The organism is Agromyces sp. MMS24-K17 (assembly GCF_043950245.1).
Taxonomy (GTDB): Bacteria; Actinomycetota; Actinomycetes; order Actinomycetales; family Microbacteriaceae; genus Agromyces.
The window spans coordinates 1,944,974-1,967,745 of the sequence record NZ_CP171640.1; the positions used below are offsets into that span (position 1 = coordinate 1,944,974).

Sequence of the window (22,772 nt, forward strand, 5' to 3'; positions counted from 1 at the left end):
GGAACGGCCACGGGGAAACGGGCGCCCGAACGGGCCGGGAACGCGACGGGGAACACGGGCACCGACGCTTCCCAGCGTTCCCACAGGCACGGCATCGAGGAGCGATAGGCGGGACCTCCACGATGGGCCGCATGGCCTTCCTCGTGCACGACGCCCGCCACCTCGAGCGGCGGGCCCTGCGAGCCGGCGCGCCCGAGCGGAGCCGGGCACGCCGGAGGCAGTGGCGCGTCGACGTGCTGCAGGCGCTCGCCGTGGCATCCGTCGCCGTCGCCGTCGGGCTCTTCCTCGCCGACGGCGGGGCGACCCGCTTCGGCGACCTCGGTGCGGCGCTCGGATCGCTCGGGATCCTGGCGGGCCTGGCGGCCACCGACCTCGTCCTCGTCATGCTCCTGCTCGCCTCGCGGGTGCCGCTCATCGAGCGCGCCGTCGGCCACGACGCGGCGATGGCGCTGCACGGCCGGCTCGGCAAGCCCGTGCTGGTGCTGCTCGTCGCCCACGGCGTGCTGCTGCTGTCGGGGTACGCGATCGCCGACGGCGTCGACCTCGTGGCGGAGGCGGCCGCGATCTGGTCGCTGCCCGACCTGCCGCTCGCGATCGCCGGATTCGGGCTGTTCCTCGCGGTGGTCGTCACCTCGCTCGTGGCGGTGCGGCGGCGCCTGCGCTACGAGGCGTGGCACCTCGTGCACCTGCTCTCCTACCTGGCGGTGCTCGCGGCGCTGCCGCACCAGTTCTCGGTCGGCGGCCTGTTCGCGGAGGGGACCTGGCAGCGGGCGTACTGGCTCGCCGCCGTGGCCGCGACGCTCGCCGCGGTGGTCGCGTTCCGGCTCGTCGCCCCGATCGTCGCGACCGCGCGCCACCGGCTGGTCGTCGAGTCGGTGGCGCCGGTGGGCGACCCGCGCGACGGAGTCGTCTCGGTCACGATGCGCGGCCGCGGCCTCGACGGCCTGCGCGCCGGCGGCGGGCAGTTCCTGATCTGGCGCTTCCTCGCACCGGGGCAGTGCTGGCAGGCGCACCCCTACTCGCTCTCGGCGGCCCCCCGCGGCGACCGGCTGCGCATCACCGTGCGGGCCCTCGGCGACGGCTCGGCCGACCTCGCGGGCGTGCGGCCCGGCACCCGCGTCGCGATCGAGGGCCCGTACGGGGTGTTCAGCGAGGCCGCGCGCACCAGGTCGAGGATCACGCTCGTCGCGGCCGGCATCGGCGTCACCGCGGTGCGGTCGCTGCTCGAGTCGGCGACGTTCCGGCCGGGCGAGGCGACGGTCGTGCTGCGCACCCCGGCGCCCGCGGACGGCTGGCTCCTCGACGAGGTCGCCGCGCTCAGCCGGGCCCGCGGCGCGACGCTGCTGACCGTGCCGGGCGGACGCGGACGCGGCTGGCTCACGCCCGCCGCCGAGCAGGAGGGCCTCGACCTGAGGTCGCTCGTGCCCGCCGTCGCCGAGAGCGACCTCTACGTCTGCGGCCCGCGCGGCTGGGCCGAGCACGTGCTCGCGCAGGCGCGTGCCGCGGGCCTCGCGCCCGAGCAGCTCCATCACGAACGGTTCGACTGGTGAGGCGGCGCGCGGTGGTGCTCGCGTCGGCCGCCTCGGCCGTCGCGATCCTCGGCGGGTGGCAGCTCGGGGCGGCGTCGACGGCGACGCTGGTCGACGGCGGCGCGCCGCTCGCGAGCACGGGCGGGGCGGATGCCTCGGATGCCTCGGGCACGACCGGCGAAGCGAGCGGGTCGGATGCCTCGGGCTCGACGGAGGCGCCGGGCGGGTCAGCCTCGGGCGGGTCGGCCTCGGGCGGGGCATCCGCCGGCAGCGCGACGGAGGAGGCCGGCGCGACCGCCGGCGCGACGGCGGCCGATGCGGCCGACGGCACCTACACCGGCGCCGCCGTGTCGACCCGGTTCGGCGACGTGCAGGTGCAGGTCACGATCGCCGGCGGCGCGATCGCCGACGTGACGGCGCTGCAGCTCACCGACCACGACGGGCGGTCGGTGTCGATCAGCAACCGCGCGGCCCCGCTGCTGCGCGACGAGGTGCTGCAGGCGCAGTCGACGAACGTATCGATGATCAGCGGCGCGACGTACACGAGCGCCGCGTACCTCCAGTCGCTGCAGGCGGCTCTCGACGAGGCGGGATTCTGATGGAGACGACCACGACGACGCGGGCGGATGCCCCGCTCCCGGCCGGCGCGTTCAGGGCCATGGGCACCGTGGTGAGCGTGCGGCTCGACCTCGACCTCGACCTCGACCTCGACGCCGCGGCCCGGCGGTGCGCCGCCGTCGCGGGGGCTGAGGCGGCCTTCGCCCGATGGGAGGCGCGCTGCAGCCTCTTCGATCCGGACTCCGAGCTGAGCCGCATCGGCCGCGGGGAGCTGGCCCTCGTCGACGCGGACGCGTCGGTGCGCGACGCCTACGCGCTCGCGTCGCACTGGCGCGCCGCGACGGACGGCGCGTTCACGCCGCACCGCGGCGACGGCCGGATCGACCTGAACGGCGTGGTGAAGGCGCTCGCGGCCGTCGAGGCGGGCGAGGCCATCGCATCGGCCGGCGTCGGCCGGTGGGCGATCGACGCCGGCGGCGACGTGCTCGTCTCACGTGCCGCCGCCGACGAGGGGCCGCTGGGAGCCGATCGGCAGGTGGGCATCGTGGACCCGTGGGATCGGACGGCCCTGCTGGCCCGGTTCGACCTCGACGGGTGGCGCCGTCGGGCGCTCGCGACCTCGGGGAGTGCCGAGCGCGGCGACCACATCTGGACGCGCCCCGGCGAGGGGCTGTCGCCGTTCGTGCAGGTGAGCGTCGCCGCCGCCGACCTCGTCACCGCCGACGTGCTCGCCACCGCGATCGTGGCGGGTGGGCAGGCGTCCCTCGACGACCTCGCGGCCCGCCACGACGTCGACGTGCTCGCCGTCACGCGATCGGGCGGACTCCTGGCCACGCCGGGTTGGCCGCGAGCGGACCGAGCCCCTCGGTGAGGGCCGTCGCGTCGATCGGCGCCCGCCCGAGGCATCCGTCATGGGCCCGCTGCCGCAGCGGCGGGGCCGCCGCGGAACGGGGGCGCGGCGGCGCTCCCGGCCGGTTCGGCGCGGTCACGACGGGGGAGTAGCATGGACGGCGGCCCGCGCGGATCTCTCGATATCGAGATACCCGGTGTTCCGGGGAGTCGAACCCGTCGCGAGATCCCGGCCGGGCCTCTCACCCCACCATCCGGCGCGGTCGCGTCCGCGCGGACCGATTGGAAGCAGAGCGTGGATCTTTACGAGTACCAGGCCAGAGACGTCTTCGAGAAGTACGGAGTGCCGGTGCTCCCGGGCATCGTCGCCGACACCCCCGAAGAGGTGCGCGCGGCCGCCGAGCAGCTCGGCGGGGTCGTCGTGGTCAAGGCCCAGGTGAAGACCGGCGGCCGCGGCAAGGCCGGCGGCGTCAAGGTCGCCAAGACCCCCGACGAGGCGGAGGAGGCCGCGAAGGCGATCCTCGGGCTCGACATCAAGGGCCACGTCGTCAAGCGCGTCATGGTCGCCGCGGGCGCGCGGATCGCGCAGGAGTTCTACTTCTCGGTGCTCCTCGACCGCGCCAACCGCTCCTACCTGTCGCTCACCAGCGTCGAGGGCGGCATGGAGATCGAGCAGCTCGCCGTCGAGAAGCCCGAGGCCCTCGCCCGCATCGAGGTCGACCCGGGCACCGGCATCACCCCGACCAAGGCCCGCGAGATCGCCGAGGCCGCGAACTTCCCGGCCGAGCTGGTCGACAAGGTCGCCGACGTCTTCGTGAAGCTCTACGACGTGTTCACCGGCGAGGACGCGACGCTCGTCGAGGTGAACCCGCTCATCCTGTCGGAGGACGGCGACGTCATCGCCCTCGACGGCAAGGTCTCGCTCGACGAGAACGCCGAGTTCCGCCACGCCGGCCACGCGCTCCTCGAGGACAAGGACGCGGCCGACCCGCTCGAGGCGAAGGCCAAGGCGCTCGACCTCAACTACGTCAAGCTCGACGGCGAGGTCGGCATCATCGGCAACGGCGCGGGCCTGGTCATGTCGACCCTCGACGTCGTCGCGTACGCCGGCGAGAACCACGGCGGCGTGAAGCCGGCGAACTTCCTCGACATCGGCGGCGGCGCCTCGGCGGAGGTCATGGCCAACGGCCTGTCGATCATCCTCGGCGACGCCCAGGTGAAGAGCGTCTTCGTCAACGTCTTCGGCGGCATCACCGCCTGCGACCAGGTCGCCAAGGGCATCGTCGGCGCACTCGCCGAGCTCGGCTCCGAGGCGAACAAGCCGCTCGTCGTGCGCCTCGACGGCAACAACGTCGTCGAGGGCCGCCGCATCCTCGAGGAGGCGGCGCACCCGCTCGTCACCCTCGCCGAGAACATGGACCAGGGCGCCGACAAGGCCGCCCAGCTGGCATCGACGGCGGCCTAGCCGCTTCGCCGACGAAAGGACACAGTCATGACGATCTTCCTCAACAAGGACAACAAGGTCATCGTCCAGGGCATCACCGGCGGCGAGGGCTCGAAGCACACCGCCCGCATGCTCGCGGCCGGAACCCAGGTCGTGGGCGGCGTGAACGCCCGCAAGGCCGGCACCACCGTGCTCCACAAGGACCAGGACGGCAACGACGTCGAGCTGCCCGTGTTCGCGAGCGTCTCCGAGGCCATCGAGGCGACCGGTGCGGATGTCTCGATCGCGTTCGTGCCGCCGGCCTTCACGAAGGACGCCGTCGTCGAGGCGATCGACGCCGAGATCCCGCTCCTCGTCATCATCACCGAGGGCGTGCCCGTGCAGGACTCGGCCGAGGCCTGGGCGTACGCGAAGGAGAAGGGCGGCAAGACCCGCATCATCGGGCCGAACTGCCCCGGCATCATCAGCCCCGGAGAGGCGCTCGTCGGCATCACCCCGGCGAACATCACCGGCAAGGGCCCGATCGGCCTCGTGTCGAAGTCGGGCACGCTGACCTACCAGATGATGTACGAGCTCCGCGACCTCGGCTTCTCGACCGCCATCGGCATCGGCGGCGACCCGGTCATCGGCACGACGCACATCGACGCGCTCGCCGCGTTCGAGGCCGACCCCGAGACCAAGGCGATCGTCATGATCGGCGAGATCGGCGGCGACGCCGAGGAGCGTGCGGCCGACTTCATCAAGGCCAACGTCACCAAGCCGGTCGTCGGCTACGTCGCGGGCTTCACTGCCCCCGAGGGCAAGACCATGGGCCACGCGGGCGCGATCGTGTCCGGCTCGGCCGGCACCGCGCAGGCGAAGCAGGAGGCCCTCGAGGCCGCCGGCGTGAAGGTCGGCAAGACGCCGTCCGAGACCGCCCGCCTGCTGCGCGAGGTGTACGCGGCGCTCGAGGCGTAAGCCTCCCGCACCCTGACGATGGCCCCGCCGGCGACGCCGGCGGGGCCCTCGTCATGCGCGCCGACCGGCCGTACGCTGGTGCCGTGGGAACCGACACGCACCGCCCGATGCACCCCGCGACGCGCATCGTGCACGCGAGCTTCGCGACGGAGGAGGCCGTGTACGGCGTCATCCTCGTCGCCGGCATGATCGTCGTCGCGGGCGGTCACGGCGCGACCTCCTGGTCCGTCTTCACGACCGTGGTCGTCACGGTGGTGGTCTTCTGGGCGGCGCACGTCTACGCGGGCACGGTGGCGCACCACGGCCTGGAGCACGATCGAGTGACCGGGCTCGGCGAGGCCTTCCGCATGGCGTTGCGCCGGTCGTTCGGCCTGCTGGCCTCGGCGCTCATCCCATCGCTGATCCTGCTCCTCGGCACGACCCGCGTGGTTGACGACCTCACCGCCATCTGGATCTCGCTCTGGGTGTGCGTGCTCGTGCTCGCCGTGCTCGGCTTCATCGCGTTCAGTCGCCGTGGCGCGTCCTGGCCGATGCGGATCCTCGGCTCGCTCACCACCGCCGCATTCGGCCTCGCGATGATCCTGGCGAAGGCGCTCATCCACTGACGGCGCGAGGCTCACCCGAACCGGGTGCGCGTCGCCCTCCCGCAACGGATGCCCCGGGCGCTATGTTCGTCGCAGGGGAGAGGGTGGGGGCATCATGGCGAATACCGCTGCAGACCTCGAGGCTCGGATCGCGGCGCTCGAGGCGGAGAACCGGGCGCTGCGCGAGGCGGCGACCGTCGAGGTCGTCGTGGGCGACGGCGAGGGAGCGGGCGGCGCGACCGTTCGCCGTCGCGGACGCTGGCGGGCGCCGGTCTCGGTCGTCTTCATCGTCGTCGGCCTGCTCCTCGCGCCGGTCGCCGTCATCGGCGGCTGGGCGCGGCTGCAGCTCGTCGACACCGATCGGTTCGTCGAGACGTTCGCACCGCTCGCCTCCGACCCCGACGTGCAGGCGTACCTCGTCACCGAGGTCACCGCCGCGATCGACGAGCAGGTCGACTTCGAGGCCCTCACCGCGAGCGTCTTCGAGGGCATCCGCTCGCTCGACCTGCCGCCGCGCGCCGAGGACGCCCTCGGCCTGCTGGAGGCGCCGGCCGCGCAGGGCCTCGAGTCGCTCGTGTCGGGCGTGGTCGACCGGATCGTGACCTCCGAGCAGTTCGCCGACATCTGGGCCCAGGCGCTCCGCGTCTCGCACACCCAGTTCGTCGCGGCCGTGCAGGGCGATCCCGACGCGCTCCTCGAGCTGGGCTCCGACGGCAGCGTCTCCGTGCAACTCGGTCCCGTGATCGCCGAGGTGAAGAAGCGGCTCGTGGAGCAAGGCGTCGGCTTCGCCGACGCGATCCCCGAAGTCGACCGCAGCATCGTCATCGTGCAGGACGATTCGCTGGCGCTCGTGCGCACGATCTACCAGCTCGCCGTCGCCGTCGGGTATTGGCTGCCCTTCGTGCTGCTGGCCCTGCTGGCCGCCGGCGTCCTCATCGCCAAGCGGCGGACCACCGCGCTCGTGTGGACGGCAGCCGGGTTCGCGTTCACCATGCTGGTGCTGGCGGCGGGCATCGGCATCGGCGAGACGTTCTTCGTCTCGACGGTGAGCCCGTCGATCATGCCGGCCGATACGGCCCACGCGCTGTACTCGCAACTGGTCGAGCTCATGGAGGGCACGATCGCCGCGCTCGTCGTGCTCGGCATCCTGGTCGCGGCGATCTCGTGGCTGTCCGGGCCGTACCGCCCGGCGCGTGCGGTCCGCGGCGCCGGGGCCGCCGGGTTCACCGCGGTGCGCGCCGCCGGCGAGCGGCACGGCCTCACGACGGGCGCGTTCGGCACCTGGCTCGACCGGTGGCGGGGCCTCGCCTACGGCCTGATCGCGGCCATCGCGGCGATCGTGGTGCTGCTGTCGCGGCCCGTGACCCTAGGCCTGGTCGTCTGGACCGTCGTGATCGCGCTCCTCGCCCTCCTCGTGGTCGAACTGCTGCGACGCCCCGCGAGCGCTCCCGCGGAGGTCGCGCCCGCGGGCTAGGCTCGCGGAGGAATGTCACGCCTCACCATCGCACTGCTCGCCGCACTCGAAGCCGCGGTCGCGGCGCTCGTCGGCCTCGGCGCGGTGGTGGTGCCGCTGATGCTGCTGTGGTCGGTCCACTTCGGGCTCGCCGTCGACGTCGCGGCGTTCCTGCGGGCCGCCGGCGACGTGTGGCTGATCGGGCACGGCGTCGACCTCGTCGTCACGCTCGACGCCGTCACCGCCGGGCAGGTCGGCGTCGCGGGCGCCGAGGCGCCGTTCACGATCTCGATCGCGCTCCTCGGCTTCGCGCTCGTGACCGTGCTGTTCGGGCGGCGGATCGGCCGTCGCTCGACGGCGGCCGGGCACGCGGTGGTCGGCGGGATCGCGGCGGTCGCCGTGTACGCCGGCACCGGCCTCGCGGTCGGGCTCTCGACGTCGCATCCGGCCGCGTCCCACCGGCTCTGGGAGGCGGTGCTGCTCCCGGCCGCGGTGATGGCGCTCGGCGTCGTCATCGGCTCCGTCGGCGAGGCGCTGCGCGCCGTCGACCGGGCTGCTCCCGCCGACGACCCGGTCGCCGAGGCCGCGCCGCTCCACCCGCTCGCCGCGCGCATCGCGCAGCTGCCGGAACCGCTCGTCGACGGCGCGCGCACCGCCGTGCGCGTCGGGGCGGGCGCCGCGTTCGCGGTGCTCGGCGTCGCGGCGCTCCTCGTGGCCGTGCTCATCGCCGTCGACTACGCGAAGGTGATCGGGCTGTCGCAGGCCCTCGGCGCCGGCGTCGACGGAGGCGTCGCGATCACCATCGGCGAGCTCGCGCTGCTGCCGAACGTCATCGTGTGGACGGCCGCCTGGCTCCTCGGGCCGGGCTTCGCGCTCGGCGCCGGCACGTCGGTGTCGCCGACGGCGACCGTGCTCGGGCCGCTGCCGGGCGTGCCGATCCTCGGGATCATGCCGGCCGACGGCGTGCCGCTCGGCATCCTGTGGCTGCTCGTGCCGATGGTCGCCGGCTTCGCCGGCGCGACCCTGGCCTGGCCGCGGCTGGAGGCCGCCGCGAGCCTGCGCGGCCCGTCGCGGCGCGAGGTCGTCGACGCCTGGTGGATGCCGATCGCGATCGCGGCGGGCTCGGGGGTCGTGGCCGGCGTCGTCCTCGGCACCATCGCGTGGTGGTCCGCCGGAGCGGTCGGCCCGGGCCGGCTCGTCGAGGTCGGCCCGCCGTGGGTGCAGGTCGCGCTGATGGCGGCGCTCACCGTCACGCTGGGCGCGTTCGCGGGGGCGTTCACGGCCCGGGCGCTGGGCCGGGCGCCCGATGCCTCGGAGGACCGCGCCGCGCGCGACCGGGATCGCTTCGAGGAGCGGTTCGGCTCGGGGCGCGACGTGGATATGGCGGGGTATCCGGATGCCCCGCTCCTGCGCGATCCGCAGCGCGCATCGGCGCGAGGGGCCGAACCGGTCGGCACGGATGCCCCGTCGCTCCGCGACCTGGAGGACGCGGCGCTGCGCGCCCGCGCCGAGGCCGCGTTCCGCGACGGCGAGACGGCCCCGCTGCCGCGCGACTGATCGGCGCCCGTCACCGGGCCTCGGGTCCGACTGCGGGACCGGGCTCGCCGGGGCCGGATCCTCAGGGGGTGGGCGTCGGAGTGGCGGTGGGTTCCACGGGTGCCGGCGCGGTGGGCTCCGGCGTGGCCGGCGCCTGAGTCGGTGCCGGTGACTCCGCGGTGTCCGCCGGATCCGCCGCGTCCTCGTCCCACCACCAGTCGTCGGCGGCCTGCGCGGCGACCGCCGCCTGGTGGCTCGCGAGCGCCGACTCGACCGCGGCCCGCATCGGGGCGAAGAGCGACGCGAGCACGGCGACCGAGGAGGCCCGCACCGCGGCGATCGCGTCGACCGCCGCCTGCCGCTCGGGTGCTCCGGCCAGGGCGGCCGCGGCGAGGCGGCCCTCCGCGTCGGCGGCGAGTCGCTCAACGAGCGCCGGTCGCACCTCGGCGTGGGCCGTCGTCGCCGCGAGCACGGCGTCGGCGCCGTCGTCGAGCGCGTCCTCGGTGGCCGCGATCGCGGCGTCGACCTCGGCGAGCAGCGCCGCGTCGGCGAAGCCGGCGAGGTCGCGCGACGCGGCGCGCAGCGGCGCGACGGCCGCCAGCGCCGCGCGCCGGGTGCCGGCGAGCGCCGCGGTCGCCGGATCCTCGCGGAGCGCGCCGGCGGGCGCCTCGGGGGTCACGGGCTCGGCCTGGACGCGGTTCGCCGCCAGCATCGACGTGCCCCAGCCGACGCCGATGATGAGCCCGACGGCGATGCCGAACGCCGAGAGCCGGGGTGCCGCGGCGCGCAGGACGCGCAGGGCGCGCGGGAACAGGGGGGACGGGACATCGGGCATGCAGGGGGCTCCGGTGGCGTGCGGGGTGCGCGGACATGGGGGCGGTGCGGCGCGCGGGGGACTGCGCAGGGGGAAGGCGGGGACGTGCGGTGGAGGTGCAGCGGACGAGCATGGGCGTCGTGACGCGATGATAGCGGTCCGGGAGCGCCTCGCGTGCGGCCGTCCTCCGCCTGTGGAGGGGCGAGTCCGGTCGGCGCGTGCGACGACTGCGCAGCGGTCGGGCCGGGGCGTGCGCATCCGAGCGGGTAGGCTCTGAGGGTGCTCAAGCTGGTCGTCCTGATCTCCGGCGGCGGTTCCAACCTCCGCGCCCTGCTCGAGGCATCCGAGGACGCCGAGTTCCCCGCGCGGGTCGTCGCGATCGGCGCCGACCGCGAGGCCGACGGCCTCGTGCTCGGCGAGGAGTTCGGCATCCCCACGTTCACGGTGCCCTTCACCGCCTACGAGACGCGCGACGCCTGGGGCGAGGCGCTCATCGCCGAGACCCGCCGCTGGGGCGCCGACCTCGTCGTGCTGTCCGGCCTGATGCGGCTCGTGCCGCCCGCCGTGGTCGACGCGTTCAGCCCGAACCTCATCAACACGCACCCGGCGTACCTGCCCGAGTTCCCCGGCGCGCACGGCGTGCGCGACGCCCTCGCCGCAGGCGCCGACCAGACCGGTGCCAGCCTCATCGTCGTCGACAACTCCGTCGACGGCGGCCCGATCATCGCGCAGGAGCGCGTGCCGATCCTGCCGGGCGACACCGAGTCGACCCTGCACGACCGCATCAAGCCCGTGGAACGCCGCCTGCTCATCCAGGCCGTCCTCGACATCGCCAACTCGCACCTCGACCTGAAGGAACTCGCCCGATCATGAGCGGCCCCACGCACGACCCCAGCCTCTACCGCGAGCGCGACCTCGTCCCCGTGAAGCGGGCGCTCGTCGCGGTGAGCGACAAGCGCGGGCTCGTCGAGCTCGCCACCGCCCTCGTCGAGGCGGGCGTCGAGATCGTCTCGACCGGCGGCACCGGCACCGCGATCGCCGACGCCGGCCTGCCCGTCACGCAGGTCTCCGAGGTCACGGGGTACCCCGAGCACCTCGACGGCCGCGTCCGCACCCTGCACCCGGGCGTCCACTCGGGCCTGCTCGCCGACCTCCGCCTCGAGGACCACGAGCGCCAGCTCGCCGAGCTCCGCATCGCCCCGTACGAGCTCGTCGTCGTGAACCTCTACCCGTTCGCCGAGACCGTCGCCGCGGGCGCGGCGCCCGACGCGGTCATCGAGCAGATCGACATCGGCGGGCCGGCCATGGTGCGCGCCTCGGCGAAGAACCACGCGAACGTCGCGGTCGTGGTCTCGCCCGACCGCTACGGCGACGTGATCGTCGCCCTCGCCGCGGGCGGCACCACGCTCGCCCAGCGCCGCGAGCTGGCGCGCGAGGCGTTCCGCCACACCGCGTCGTACGACGTCGCCGTCGCCTCCTGGATCGGCAGCGTCGTCGCGCCCGACCAGCCCGCCGAGCAGTCGCCGTTCCCGGCGTGGGTCGGCGGCACCTGGACGAAGGACGCCGACCTGCGCTACGGCGAGAACTCGCACCAGAAGGGCGCCCTGTACGCCTCGGTCGCCGGCCGGCCGGGCATCGCGCAGGCGACCCAGCTGCACGGCAAGGAGATGTCGTACAACAACTACGTCGACGGCGACGCCGCCGTGCGCGCGGCGTACGACTTCACCGAGCCGGCCGTCGCGATCATCAAGCACGCGAACCCGTGCGGCATCGCCGTCGGCGCGCCCGACGCGGAGGACCCGATCGCCGACGCGCACCGCCGTGCCCACGACTGCGACCCGGTGTCGGCGTACGGCGGCGTGATCGCCGCGAACCGCACCGTCACCGAGGCCATGGCCACCACCATCGCCGGCATCTTCACCGAGGTGCTCATCGCGCCGGGCTTCGAGCCGGCGGCGCTGGAGATCCTCACCCAGAAGAAGAACCTGCGGCTGCTGCAGCTGCCCGAGGGCTTCACGCGTGCCGCCGTCGAGCTGCGCCAGGTATCGGGCGGGCTGCTCCTGCAGCAGGCCGACCAGCACTTCGCCGACCCGTCGACGTGGACCCTCGCGGCGGGCGAACCGGCCGACGAGGCGACGCTCGCCGACCTCGCGTTCGCGTGGACCGCGGTGCGCGCCGTGAAGTCGAACGCGATCCTGCTGGCGTCGGGCGGGGCATCCGTGGGCGTCGGCATGGGCCAGGTGAACCGCGTCGACTCGTGCCGCCTCGCGGTGGAGCGCGCGGGCGACCGCGCGAGCGGCTCGGTCGCGGCGTCCGACGCGTTCTTCCCGTTCGCCGACGGCCCTCAGATCCTCCTCGACGCCGGCATCAGGGCCATCGTGCAGCCCGGCGGCTCGGTGCGCGACGAGGAGGTCGTCGAGGCCGCGAAGGCCGCCGGCGTCACAATGTACTTCACCGGCGAGCGTCACTTCTTCCACTGACGCAGCAGGCGGATCCGGCCCGGCGCGGGCGCGGATCCGACACGGACCGGCGACGTGCCGGCCGGCCCGATCGGCCGGTGCGTCGCCCACGGCCGTCCGGCGTGAACCGCCGGTCGCGGCCGCGTGCGGGTGCGGATGCCCGAGCGAGGCATCCGGACGTACCCTTGAGGTGAGGCGCTCACGAGGCGCCGCCACCTGCCCGCCCACGAGGCGAACACCGAGGAGTCGATCGATGACGATCACGCACCCCACCCCGGCGACCGCGGCCACGCCGCCCGTCGCCACCATCCCCCTCCCGGAGGCCGCGCCCGACCACGAGCGGGTGCTCGTCGTCCGCGGCGCCCGCTCCGGACTGACCATCGTCGTCGCCGTGCACTCGACGGTGCTCGGCCAGGCGCTCGGCGGCGCCCGCCTCTGGCGGTACGCGCACTGGACCGACGCGCTCGCCGACGCGCTGCGCCTCTCCGAGGCGATGACCGCGAAGAACGCGGTCGCCGGCCTCGCCCGCGGCGGCGGCAAGGCCGTCATCGCGCTCACGCCGGGGACCGACCTCGACGACGCGCTGGCCCGCGCCGCGATGCTCGACCTCGGCGACGCCGTCGAATCGCTCGGCGGCGCGTACATGACCGCCGAGGACGTCGGCACGAGCGCCGAGCTCATGGCCGTCGTCGCCGAGCGCACCGCGCACGTCTGCGGCCTGCCCGCCGAGCGCGGCGGCGTCGGCGAACCGGCCGACGCGACCTCCGCGGGCGTGCACGCGGCGCTCGTCGCGACCCTCGCGCACGTCACCGGCTCGCCCGACGTGCGCGGACGCCACGTCGTCATCTCCGGCCTCGGCCAGGTGGGCGGGCGCCTCGCGCGACGCCTCGCCTCGGAGGGCGCGCGCCTCACGGTGACCGACGTCGCCGAGTCGAAGCGGGCGCTCGCCGACGAGCTCGGGGCCGACTGGGTGTCGCCCGACGAGGTGCACCTCGTCGAGGCCGACGTGTTCAGCCCGTGCGGACTGGGCGGCGTGCTCACGCACGACGTGGTGCGCGACCTGCGGGTGCGCGCCGTGGTGGGCGCGGCGAACAACCAGCTCGCCTCGCACGACGTCGCCGACGCGTTGCGCGAGCGCGGCATCGCGTGGGCGCCCGACTTCGTGGCGAACGCGGGCGGCGTGATCCACCTCGACCTGGGCTCGACGCCGGGCGTCGGCGCCGACGAGCTCGCCGCACGCCTGGCCGGCATCGGCGACGCGGTCGCGGCGGTGCTGCGCGACGCGGATGCCTCGGGCACGACGACGCTCGAGGCCGCGGAGCGGCTCGCGGCCGCGCGCCTGGAGGCCGGCCGCGGCTGACGCGCGACGGGCGGCGGGAGGCGCGGCCGGCGGGCTGCGCGGGGCGCGGCCGGCGGGCTGCGCGGGCGTGCGGGGGCGTCGGCGCCGATAGGCTCGACCCCATGACGCCCCCCGCTCCCGTCGCCCTCGCCACCCCTGCCCGCCCGCGCCCCGAGCGGACGCCGGCGCGTCGGGTGGTCTCGGTGCTGGCGGGGTCGGGCGCGGTCGCCGTGCTCGCCGCGGCGACGGGCCTGCTGTCGCTGTTCATCGCGAACGGCCAGTCGCCCGAGGTCTTCGCCCAGGCGTCGGGGCACTTCGTGCTCGCCGGCGTGCTCGCGTGGGCGCTGCTCGCCGTCGCGAACGCGGTCGGCGCGTCCCGCCGCTGGTTCCTCGCGCTGCTCGTCGGCTTCGCCTCGGGCGTGCTGGCGGCGCTGGTCGCGACGACGGCGACGGTGCTGAGCGGCGGCCGGCAGATCACGCCGGAGATGTTCCTGTTCGTGCTCGGGTCGCTGGTCAGCCTCAACCTGGTGTTCATCCTCACCGTCACGATCGCCGAGGCCGTGCTGGCGCCCCGGGTCGAGCGCGCCGTGCTCGACTACCTGCCGCGCCGCGGCGCGCACCGCATCGCGCTCGTGCGCATCCCGGCGTCGAACCTCACCGAGGGACTCGTCACGCACCGCGACCGGACGCCGGTCGACCAGGCCCGCGCCGACGAGCAGTGGGACAACTACTGCGCCGCCCTCGTCGCCGAGGGCTGGGAGACCGTCGAGGTCGACGCGGCGCCCGAGCTCGCCGACTCCGTGTTCGTCGAGGACACCCTCGTCATGTTCGGCGACCTCGCCGTGCTGACCAGCCCGGGCGCCGAGTCGCGGCGCGCCGAGGTGGACGGCGTGGAGCGGGCCATCCGCTCGATCCCCAACCTCGAGGTGCGGCGCATCGAGCTGCCCGGCACGCTCGACGGCGGCGACGTCATGAAGATCGGCGCCGACGTCTACGTCGGCGCCTCGGGGCGCACGAACGCCGAGGGCATCCGGCAGCTGCGGGGCCTGCTCGCACCGCGCGGCTACAACGTGATCGCCGTGCCGCTGACGAAGGCGCTGCACCTGAAGAGCTCGGTCACGGCGCTGCCCGATGGAACGGTGATCGGCTTCCCCGACCTCGTCGACGAGCCGGGGCTGTTCCCGCGCTTCCTCGCCGTGCCCGAGCCCGAGGGCGTCGCGGTCGTCGCGCTCAGCGACGAGACCCTGCTCATGTCGGCGTCGGCGCCGAACACGGCCGCGATGCTCGCCGGCTTCGGCTACCGCGTCGTGACGGTCGACATCTCCGAGTTCGAGAAGCTCGAGGGCTGCGTCACCTGCCTGTCGGTGCGGGTGCGCTGAGGTCCCTCCGACCGAACCGGGGCTCCGGGTTGCGCGGAGCGAGGCGGCACCCATAGTCTGAAGGGCTGGCTGCGACGTGATCCGTCGCGCCGGAGCCGACGACGCGAGGAGGACCCCATGCAGACAGCCGAGTTCGACGCCCACACCGTGGCGGCCCCCGGCTTCGCGTACCCGTCCGCGCGTCGCGCCGGCCGGAAGCGCTAGCAGGCCGCCCGCCCGCCGTTTCCCGAGGCGCGTCGCCGCGCCCCGCCTCTCGAGTCCATCGTCGCGTCCGCGGCGATCGCACGCGGCCTGCTCGACCGCGATCCCGAATCCTCGTTCGAACCCGTCTCGACCGACGCGCGCCGACGCGCGCGCCGAGGCGACCCATCCGGAAGGAACCGGCGTGACCGCCATCCCCGAACCCGTCCACCCACCAGATCCCGGCACCGCGGGCCCCGCGCCGACCCGCGACGAGCGCCCCGGCGCCGTGCGCTCGCTGTGGCGCCTGCGCACGTACGTCGGCCCCGCCATGACCCGCATCGTCGTGAGCATGTTCGTGATGCTCGCGGCGCAGCTCATCGCGCTCACCATCCCGCAGGTGCTGCGCGGCATCGTCGACGGCCCGCTGACCGACGGCGACCGCGCCGCGATCGTGCCTGCCGCCCTCGTGATCCTGGGCCTCGGCATCGCCGAGGCGCTCATGTTCATGCTCCGCCGCTGGCTGGTGCTCGGCCCGACGACCCAGGTCGAGGCGCGCATGCGCAACGCGTTGTACGCGAAGCTGCAGGACCTGCCGGTGAGCTTCCACGACCGCTGGCCCAGCGGCCAGCTGCTGTCGCGCGCCGTCAGCGACCTCGGCCTCATCCGCCGGTGGCTCGCGTTCGGCTTCGTGCTGCTCGTCGTGAACCTCGTCGTCATCGTCATCGGCACCGGCGTGCTGGTGTCGATGAGCTGGATGCTCGGCATCATCTACCTGCTCGGCGCGATCCCGCTGTGGATCGTCGGGTACCGGTTCGAGGGCCGCTACTCGGAGGTGTCGCGCCGCAGCCAGGACCAGGCGGGCGACCTCGCCACCGCGGTCGAGGAGTCGGTGCACGGCATCCGCGTGCTCAAGGCGTTCGGCCGCGGCAAGCACGCGCTGACGACGTTCCGCGCGCAGGCCGAGACGCTGCGCTCGACCGAGATGGAGAAGGCGCGGCTCGACGCGAACATCTGGGCGTGGATCCTCGTGGTTCCGGCGGTGTCCCTGTCGATCTGCCTCGTGCTCGGCGTGTGGCTCGCCGCGAACGGCATGCTCAGCGTCGGCCAGCTCGTCGCGTTCTTCTCGACCGCGGCGGTGCTCGCGTGGCCGATCGAGTCGATCGGCTTCATGCTCGCGTTCGCGCTCGACGCGCGCACGGCGACCGACCGGTTCTTCGACATCATGGACACCGAGAACGACGTCACCGACCCGGCCGCCGTGCGCAAGGTCGAGCGCCCCCGCGGCGAGCTCGCGTTCAACGACGTGCGGTTCCGCTACCAGGATGCGCCCGACCGGTTCGGCGACCTGCTCGACGGCGTCGACCTCGTGCTCGAACCGGGGGAGACCATGGCCCTGGTCGGCCTGACCGGCAGCGGCAAGACGACGATGACGGCGCTCACCACGCGCCTCTACGACGTCACCGGCGGTTCGGTCACGATCGACGGGGTGGATGTCCGCGCGCTGTCGCGCGAGGAGCTCCGCACCCACATCGCGATGGCGTTCGAGGACGCGACGCTGTTCTCGGCGTCCGTGCGCGACAACGTGCTGCTCGGCCGGCCGGAGCTCGGCCGGGAGGCGATCGAGGCGGCCGACGGCGACGGCCCGGCCGTCCGCGCCGAGGCCGAGCGGGTGCTCGACGAGGCGCTGCGGATCGCGCAGGCCGGCTTCGCGTACGACCTGCCCGACGGCGTCGACACGAAGGTCGGCGAGGAGGGCATGAGCCTGTCGGGCGGCCAGCGGCAGCGGCTCGCGCTCGCGCGCGCCGTGGCGGCGAGGCCCTCGGTGCTCGTGCTCGACGACCCGCTCTCGGCCCTCGACGTCGCCACCGAGGCGCGCGTCGAGGAGGAGCTGCGAGCGGTGCTGGCCGACACCACGGCGCTCATCGTCGCGCACCGCCCGTCGACGGTCATGCTCGCCGACCGGGTGGCGCTGCTCGAGGACGGCCGCATCACCGCGGTCGGCACGCACTCCGAGCTGCTCCGGGAGTCCGACCACTACCGCTTCGTCATCTCGAGCCTCGAGGACGAGGAGCGGCGTGCGCAGGACGCATCCGACCTGTTCGAAGCCCCGACCCCCGAGGAGGTGACCCGATGAGCGTCGTCGGCGTCCAGGGAGAGGAACGCACCGAGTACACCAAGGCCGAGTCGCGGCAGATCCGCGCGCGGAGCCTGCGCCTGCTCGGCAGCCTGCTGCACCCGGTGCGCGGCACGCTGTGGCTCACGCTGGCCGTCGTGGTCGTGTCGACCGCGGCGCAGGTCGCGGGGCCGGCGATCATCGCGTACGGCATCGACCAGGCCCTGCCCGCGCTCATCGCGCAGGACTGGGTCCCGATCGCGCTCACGGGCGTCGCGTACCTCGTGACCGCGCTCGCCGGGGCGTTCCTCATCGCCGCGTACATCCGGCTGTCGGCGAGGATCAGCCAGGCCGTGCTCATCGACCTGCGCACCCGGGTGTTCCTGCACACGCAGAAGCTGTCGCTCGAGTTCCACGAGTCGTACACGTCGGGCCGCATCATCTCGCGCCAGACGAGCGACCTCGACGCGATCCGCGAGCTCCTCGACGGCGGCGTGAACCAGCTCATCCGCGGCGTGCTGTACATGGCGTTCACCGCGATCGCGCTGGTCTGGCTCGACTGGGTGTCGGGCCTCGTGCTGCTCGCCGCGGTGGTGCCGCTGGCACTGCTCACGCGGTGGTTCCAGGTGCGCTCGCAGGCGCTGTTCCGCCGTTCGCGGGTGGCCAGCGCGAAGCTCATCGTGCAGTTCGTCGAGACCATGACGGGCATCCGCGCCGTGCAGGCGTTCCGCAAGGAGCGTCGCAACGAGCGCGAGTTCGGCGAGCTCGTCGAGGACTACCGCGACGTGAACGCCCGGGTGCTGGCGCTGCTGGCGATCTTCAACCCGAGCCTCGCGATGGTGGGCAACGCGGCCGTGGCGGTCGTGCTGCTGATCGGCGGGTTCCGCGTGGTCGACGGGGCGCTGGAGGTGGGCGTGCTGCTGGCGGCCCTCCTCTACACGAAGCGCTTCTTCGACCCGATGGAGGACATGGCGATGTTCTACAACTCGTACCAGTCCGCCACGAGCGCCCTCGAGAAGATCTCGGGCGTGCTCGAGGAGGAGCCGAGCGTGCCCGACCCGGCCGACCCGGTCGACCTGTGGACGGCCGAGGGGGGCCTGCGGTTCGAGGGCGTCGAGTTCGCGTACACGCCGGAGCGGGTCATCCTGCCGCGGTTCGACCTCGACATCCCCGCCGGGCAGACGATCGCGCTCGTCGGCTCGACCGGCGCCGGCAAGTCGACGCTCGCGAAGCTCATCGCGCGCTTCTACGACCCGACCGACGGCCGGGTCGTGCTCGACGGCGTCGACCTCGCGCGGCTGCACCCGAAGGACCTGCGCCGCGCGATCGTGATGGTCACGCAGGAGGCGTACCTGTTCAGCGGGTCGGTGGCCGACAACATCGGGCTCGGCCGGCCGGATGCCCCGTTCGAGGACATCGTGCGGGCGGCGAAGGCCGTGGGCGCGCACGAGTTCATCGAGTCGCTCCCGAACGGGTACGACACCGACGTGAACAAGCGGGGCGGCCGGGTGAGCGCCGGGCAGCGGCAGCTCATCTCGTTCGCGCGCGCGTTCCTCGCCGACCCGGCGGTGCTGATCCTCGACGAGGCGACCTCGTCGCTCGACATCCCGAGCGAGCGGCTCGTGCAGGAGGGCTTGACGATGCTGCTCGCCGACCGCACGGCGGTGATCATCGCGCACCGCCTGTCGACGGTCGCGATCGCCGACCGGGTGCTCGTGATGGAGCACGGGCGCATCGTCGAGGACGGCTCGCCCGCCGAGCTCATCGGGGGCGGCGGCCGGTTCGCGGCGTTGCACTCGGCCTGGCGGGACTCGCTGGTCTGAGCGGGAGCCGCGCGGGCCGCGTGGGACCGGATGGTCCTGCGCGGCCTTCGCGGCTTCGCGGCTTCGGGGCTTCGCGGTCGCCGCGGTGCCCGTGCCCGCCACGCGGCTGCGGTCACCGCACCGGCTGCGGCGGCCGCCGGTCGACCCGCTCGATGCGCGGCAGCTCGCGGCGCCGGAACTCCGGCAGCCACCAGACCGCGTTGCCCCAGGCCACGACGAACACGGCGATGCCGGTGCCGACGGCGTGCAGGTCGGGCACGTGCGCCATGAGCAGCACCACGACGGTCGCGAGCGCGAGCGGCACCGCAGCGGCGAGGGTCGCGACCGTCAGCCAGTCGACGCCGCGGGACCGGAGGGTGGTCGCCCGACCGAAGCGGGCCGGGCCGCGGGTCGGCAGCGGCTTCGGCTGCCAGCGGAGCGGCAGCCACTCCCAGGTGAGCGCGATCGACACCGCGACCGACGCGACCGCGAGCACGGGCAGGTCCCAGGCGAGCGGCGGCGCGAGGAGCTCAGCCGGCCAGCCGGCGCCGTCCGCCGTCGGTGCGAGGACCCACTGCACGAGCGGCAGCACGCCGCCGAGGAGCACGAACGCCGCCAGCATGAGCCGGGTCCGCCGTACCCGGGCCTTCACGGTCGACGGCCGGGCGGCGCTCGCCGCGCGCACGGCGACCGCCGTCATCACGAGGCTCGCGAGCCCGCATGCGGCGACCATGACGAGGTTGCTGCGGGCCACGGCGATCCAGAGCGGCACGAACGTCGCGACGGCGACGACGACGTACCGCGTGGTCGGCCGGACGGCGGCGCGCGCCGCGGCCCGCACCCGGCCGGCGAGGCGCGCGTCCCCGATCGCGGCGGCGACCGCCTCCCAGCGTCGGCGCGAGCGGAGCGTGCCCACGGCCAGGCCGGCCGCGAAGAGCAGCACGACGGCGGTCGCGACGATCGCGGCACCCATGGACGGGGCGAACCCGGTCCAGGTCAGCAGCCACAGCGTGCCGCCGATCACGCCGGCGATGAGCGCGAGCCTGGGCGGGTCGGCGACGGCCGGCAGCACGACCAGCAGGGGCCGCAGCACGGCGAGCACCACCTCGAGCACGGTCGACACGACCCGGTTGGCGGGCCGGGCGACGCGGTCGAGGAGCCGCAGCGCGCGGGAGGCGAGCGCGAACCGGTACTCGGGATCGAGGTTCCACAGCGTGTCGGTGCCGCCCTGCATGCGCCCGCGCAGCGGGTCGGCTGGCGACGGGGTCTCGCCGGGCCATCCGGTGGCGGGCTCGGTCGTCGCCACGTCCTCCGCACCGGCGTTCGCCTCGGGGTCGACGCGCGAGGCCTCCCCGCCCGGCGGGTCGCCGAACGGCGCCTGGGCCCGCTCGCGGGCATCCTGCGACGCCGCGAGCTCCGCCCCCTGCGCGAGCACCGCGTCCTGCGCGGCGCGCACCGCGTCGGCGACGGCCTCGTCGGTCAGGTCGCGGGCGAGGAACCGGGTCAGCCCGGCGGCGCCGTCGAGCCGGCCCCACCACCAGTCGTTGACCCGCCACTCGGCCGCGAGGAAGCCGAAGAAGTTGCCGAAGCCGTAGCCGGCGAGCTTCGTCTCCCGGTCCATCGGCACGCGCTCGGGCGCCTCGAGCAGGGCGGCGGCGTCCGCGACTGGCAGTCGCGGCGTGCGCAGCACCCCCTGCAGCCGGGTGTGGAACCGGTCGTCGAGCAGTGCCTCGTAGGCGTGCGGGTTCGCGGGCTCCTCGTCGACGCCGATGGCCCAGTACGTCACGTGCGACAGGGCCGGCGGGATGCCTCCGCCGTTGAGCAGCGGCGGCAGGTCAACCGCGGCGGTGCCCGCCGCGGGGCCGGCCTTCCGCCACGGCGACGTCGTCCACTCGGCGGGCAGCGCCTCGTCGGCCCGGAGGCGGCCCTCCGCCGCATCCGTCGCCGATCGCAGCGCGGCGACCGCGGCGTCGAGCGCGCGCCAGTGCGCCGACGTGTCGATCAGGTCGGAGTTCGCGAGCCACGTCTCGAGCCAGGCGTCGAGCCGGTCGGCATCGGGATCCTCCCGCGGACCGAGCGTGCGCAGCCGGTCGAGCAGGACCAGTTCCACGAGTGCGTCCCGGCTGCCGCCGGCGTCGACCAGGGCCGCGTACGCCGCCTCGCGCACACCCGTCAGGTCGAGGCCGCGACGCGAGCCCGGGGCATCCGGCACCGCCTCGAGGGCGCGGCACCAGCCGAGCAGGCAGTTCGCCGCGTCGCCGAGGGCGATCGGCGACCGGAGGTCGGCGAGCTCCGCCGAGGGCACGTCGGCCACGGCGCGCTCGCCGAAGCGGCGGGCGGCGCGCTCCACGAGCCGGCCGAGGGCGATCCGGTCGACCGGCGCGTAGCGGCGGCGACGCCGGCTGGCGCTCTGCAGCTGCCAGAGCGACGGGGCCGCGAGCGCGTCGGCGAGCTGCTCCGCCACGACGCCGGCCTGCGCCCGCACGTACGCCCGGCGCCGCGCGTCGAGGGCCTCCGGCGTGGTCGCGGCCGCCGCCGCGATCGCCGCGGCGCTGTGCGCGCGGGCCGACTCGGTGAAGCGCTGCCCGTTGAACCGGCCGAGCTCCGCGGCCTCGACGGCGACGGACTCGGTGCGCATGCCCCGGCGGAACATCTCGCCCACCGCGTGCGCGAAGCGCGAGGCATCCGGGTCCCAGGGGGCCTCCCCGCCGAGCGGCGGGTCGGGCTCGGGGTCGAGGAACAGCAGCGCACGGTCGGCGCGCCGCTCCGACGGGCGCAGCTTCGCGGCCCGCAGCGCGCGGTCGATCGGCACGTTGTCGAACACGGCGCCGTCGATCACGCGGTACGGGTGGTCGCGCCCGCTGCCGGCCGCGCGGTGCGCGGCGAACGCGAACCGCAGGTCGGCCCGGCCGGCGACGCTGGCGGCTTCGGCCGGTGCGGGATGCCCCGCCGCCGGGTCGCCGTCGGCGCCGGCGTCGGCCCGGCCCGGCCATTCCGTGGAGCGGATCTCGGCGGGCTCGAACCCGCCCGCGAGCGACGAGGTCGACCGGGCCGCGAGGGCGAGCTGCCAGAGCTGCTCGCGGTCGTCGGCGAGCTTGCCGGGGTAGTCGAGCGCGTGGCGGCTCGGGACGAGGTTGTCGAGGTGGTGCGTGTCGTTGCCGACGAAGCGGAAGTGCCCGCGCCCCTCCGAGGCATCCCGTTCGGCCTCGTCCTGCCCGTCGATCACGGTCGTCGACAGGTCGACCGAGACGTGGTCGGCGACGAGGTCTGGGTGCGCGTCGCGGGCGAGGTGCAGGTCGGACAGTGCGGTGCGCACGCGGCTGCGGAAGTACCCCTCGCCGCGCATGAGGGCCCGCAGGTCGGGGGCGCCGGGCTCGTTGAGCAGGCCCCAGAACCCGCCGACCGTGCTCCAGGTGCGCAGCAGCCCGTCGACCGACATCCCGGCCCGCTGGGCGACGGCGTAGACGACGCCGTTCAGGCCGCCCGCGCTCGCGCCGGCGAGCAGGTCGACCTCGACGCGGTCGTAGCCGGCGGCGTCGAGCAGTCGCGCGTACCCCTCGACGCGGGCGACGACCGGATCCGACGGCGGGGTGGTGCCGGAGTACGGCAGGAGCGCCACGGTGACGTCGCCGACGTCGACGAGGCGGATGCGCCGGAGCAGGTCGACCTCGGCGATCACGCCGCCGATCCACACGGCGAGGCTCACGCCGCCCCGCATCGCGAGCGCGATGCGCAGGGTGCGGGTCGCCGACGGGTGCGGGTCGCGGCCCTCG

16 protein-coding genes are annotated in these 22,772 nt (G+C 74.8%); 14 read left to right on the forward strand and 2 right to left on the reverse strand.

All coding sequences use genetic code 11. The features are described from left to right. The first annotated feature begins 131 nt into the window (after positions 1-131). The 8 genes from ACGGZK_RS08830 to ACGGZK_RS08865 all read left to right on the forward strand — a co-directional run bounded on the left by ACGGZK_RS08830 (position 132) and on the right by ACGGZK_RS08865 (position 8,931). On the forward strand, positions 132-1,550 hold the full coding sequence (locus tag ACGGZK_RS08830) for a ferric reductase-like transmembrane domain-containing protein (RefSeq protein WP_395245886.1): 1,419 nt from the start codon (positions 132-134) through the stop codon (positions 1,548-1,550). Continuing rightward, positions 1,547-2,128 (forward strand): FMN-binding protein, encoded by a 582-nt coding sequence (locus tag ACGGZK_RS08835; RefSeq protein WP_395245887.1) that lies wholly within the window; start codon positions 1,547-1,549, stop codon positions 2,126-2,128. The genes ACGGZK_RS08830 and ACGGZK_RS08835 overlap by 4 nt, the downstream gene beginning before the upstream one ends. Continuing rightward, positions 2,128-2,958 (forward strand): FAD:protein FMN transferase, encoded by an 831-nt coding sequence (locus ACGGZK_RS08840; protein WP_395245888.1) that lies wholly within the window; start codon positions 2,128-2,130, stop codon positions 2,956-2,958. The genes ACGGZK_RS08835 and ACGGZK_RS08840 overlap by 1 nt, the downstream gene beginning before the upstream one ends. 273 nt (positions 2,959-3,231) lie before the next feature. Then, positions 3,232-4,401, forward strand: coding sequence for an ADP-forming succinate--CoA ligase subunit beta (gene sucC / locus ACGGZK_RS08845; protein WP_395245889.1), 1,170 nt, complete (start codon positions 3,232-3,234; stop codon positions 4,399-4,401). 27 nt (positions 4,402-4,428) lie between these two features. Further along, entirely contained in the window at positions 4,429-5,337 is a 909-nt protein-coding gene (gene sucD, locus ACGGZK_RS08850) for a succinate--CoA ligase subunit alpha (RefSeq protein WP_395245890.1), read from the forward strand. Between the two features lie 83 nt (positions 5,338-5,420). Next, complete coding sequence (locus ACGGZK_RS08855) at positions 5,421-5,942, forward strand: hypothetical protein (protein ID WP_395245891.1); 522 nt, start codon at positions 5,421-5,423, stop codon at positions 5,940-5,942. Between the two features lie 94 nt (positions 5,943-6,036). Beyond that, on the forward strand, positions 6,037-7,395 hold the full coding sequence (locus tag ACGGZK_RS08860) for a hypothetical protein (protein WP_395245892.1): 1,359 nt from the start codon (positions 6,037-6,039) through the stop codon (positions 7,393-7,395). 12 nt (positions 7,396-7,407) lie between these two features. Beyond that, on the forward strand, positions 7,408-8,931 hold the full coding sequence (locus ACGGZK_RS08865) for a DUF6350 family protein (RefSeq protein ID WP_395245893.1): 1,524 nt from the start codon (positions 7,408-7,410) through the stop codon (positions 8,929-8,931). Positions 8,932-8,992: 61 nt separating this feature from the next. Here the strand turns inward: ACGGZK_RS08865 and ACGGZK_RS08870 are convergent, their stop codons facing one another. Next, positions 8,993-9,745 (reverse strand): hypothetical protein, encoded by a 753-nt coding sequence (locus ACGGZK_RS08870; protein WP_395245894.1) that lies wholly within the window; start codon positions 9,743-9,745, stop codon positions 8,993-8,995. A 258-nt stretch (positions 9,746-10,003) separates the two neighbouring features. On the opposite strand from ACGGZK_RS08870, the gene purN reads away from it, so the two are divergent. From purN to ACGGZK_RS08900, 6 genes are all read left to right on the forward strand, one after another. Then, complete coding sequence (purN, locus tag ACGGZK_RS08875) at positions 10,004-10,597, forward strand: phosphoribosylglycinamide formyltransferase (protein WP_395245895.1); 594 nt, start codon at positions 10,004-10,006, stop codon at positions 10,595-10,597. Further along, on the forward strand, positions 10,594-12,204 hold the full coding sequence (gene purH / locus ACGGZK_RS08880; RefSeq protein ID WP_395245896.1) for a bifunctional phosphoribosylaminoimidazolecarboxamide formyltransferase/IMP cyclohydrolase: 1,611 nt from the start codon (positions 10,594-10,596) through the stop codon (positions 12,202-12,204). The genes purN and purH overlap by 4 nt, the downstream gene beginning before the upstream one ends. A 232-nt stretch (positions 12,205-12,436) precedes the next feature. Further along, positions 12,437-13,543 (forward strand): Glu/Leu/Phe/Val dehydrogenase dimerization domain-containing protein, encoded by a 1,107-nt coding sequence (locus tag ACGGZK_RS08885; protein ID WP_395245897.1) that lies wholly within the window; start codon positions 12,437-12,439, stop codon positions 13,541-13,543. 101 nt (positions 13,544-13,644) lie between these two features. After that, entirely contained in the window at positions 13,645-14,901 is a 1,257-nt protein-coding gene (ddaH, locus tag ACGGZK_RS08890) for a dimethylargininase (RefSeq protein WP_395245898.1), read from the forward strand. Between the two features lie 511 nt (positions 14,902-15,412). Next, positions 15,413-17,218 (forward strand): ABC transporter ATP-binding protein, encoded by a 1,806-nt coding sequence (locus tag ACGGZK_RS08895; RefSeq protein WP_395246058.1) that lies wholly within the window; start codon positions 15,413-15,415, stop codon positions 17,216-17,218. Next, positions 17,215-19,020, forward strand: coding sequence for an ABC transporter ATP-binding protein (locus tag ACGGZK_RS08900; RefSeq protein ID WP_395245899.1), 1,806 nt, complete (start codon positions 17,215-17,217; stop codon positions 19,018-19,020). The genes ACGGZK_RS08895 and ACGGZK_RS08900 overlap by 4 nt, the downstream gene beginning before the upstream one ends. A gap of 112 nt (positions 19,021-19,132) precedes the next feature. On the opposite strand, the gene ACGGZK_RS08905 is transcribed toward ACGGZK_RS08900, so the two are convergent. Further along, positions 19,133-22,705, reverse strand: a complete 3,573-nt coding sequence (locus tag ACGGZK_RS08905) for a DUF3376 domain-containing protein (protein ID WP_395245900.1) — start codon at positions 22,703-22,705, stop codon at positions 19,133-19,135. Positions 22,706-22,772: the final 67 nt, after the last annotated feature.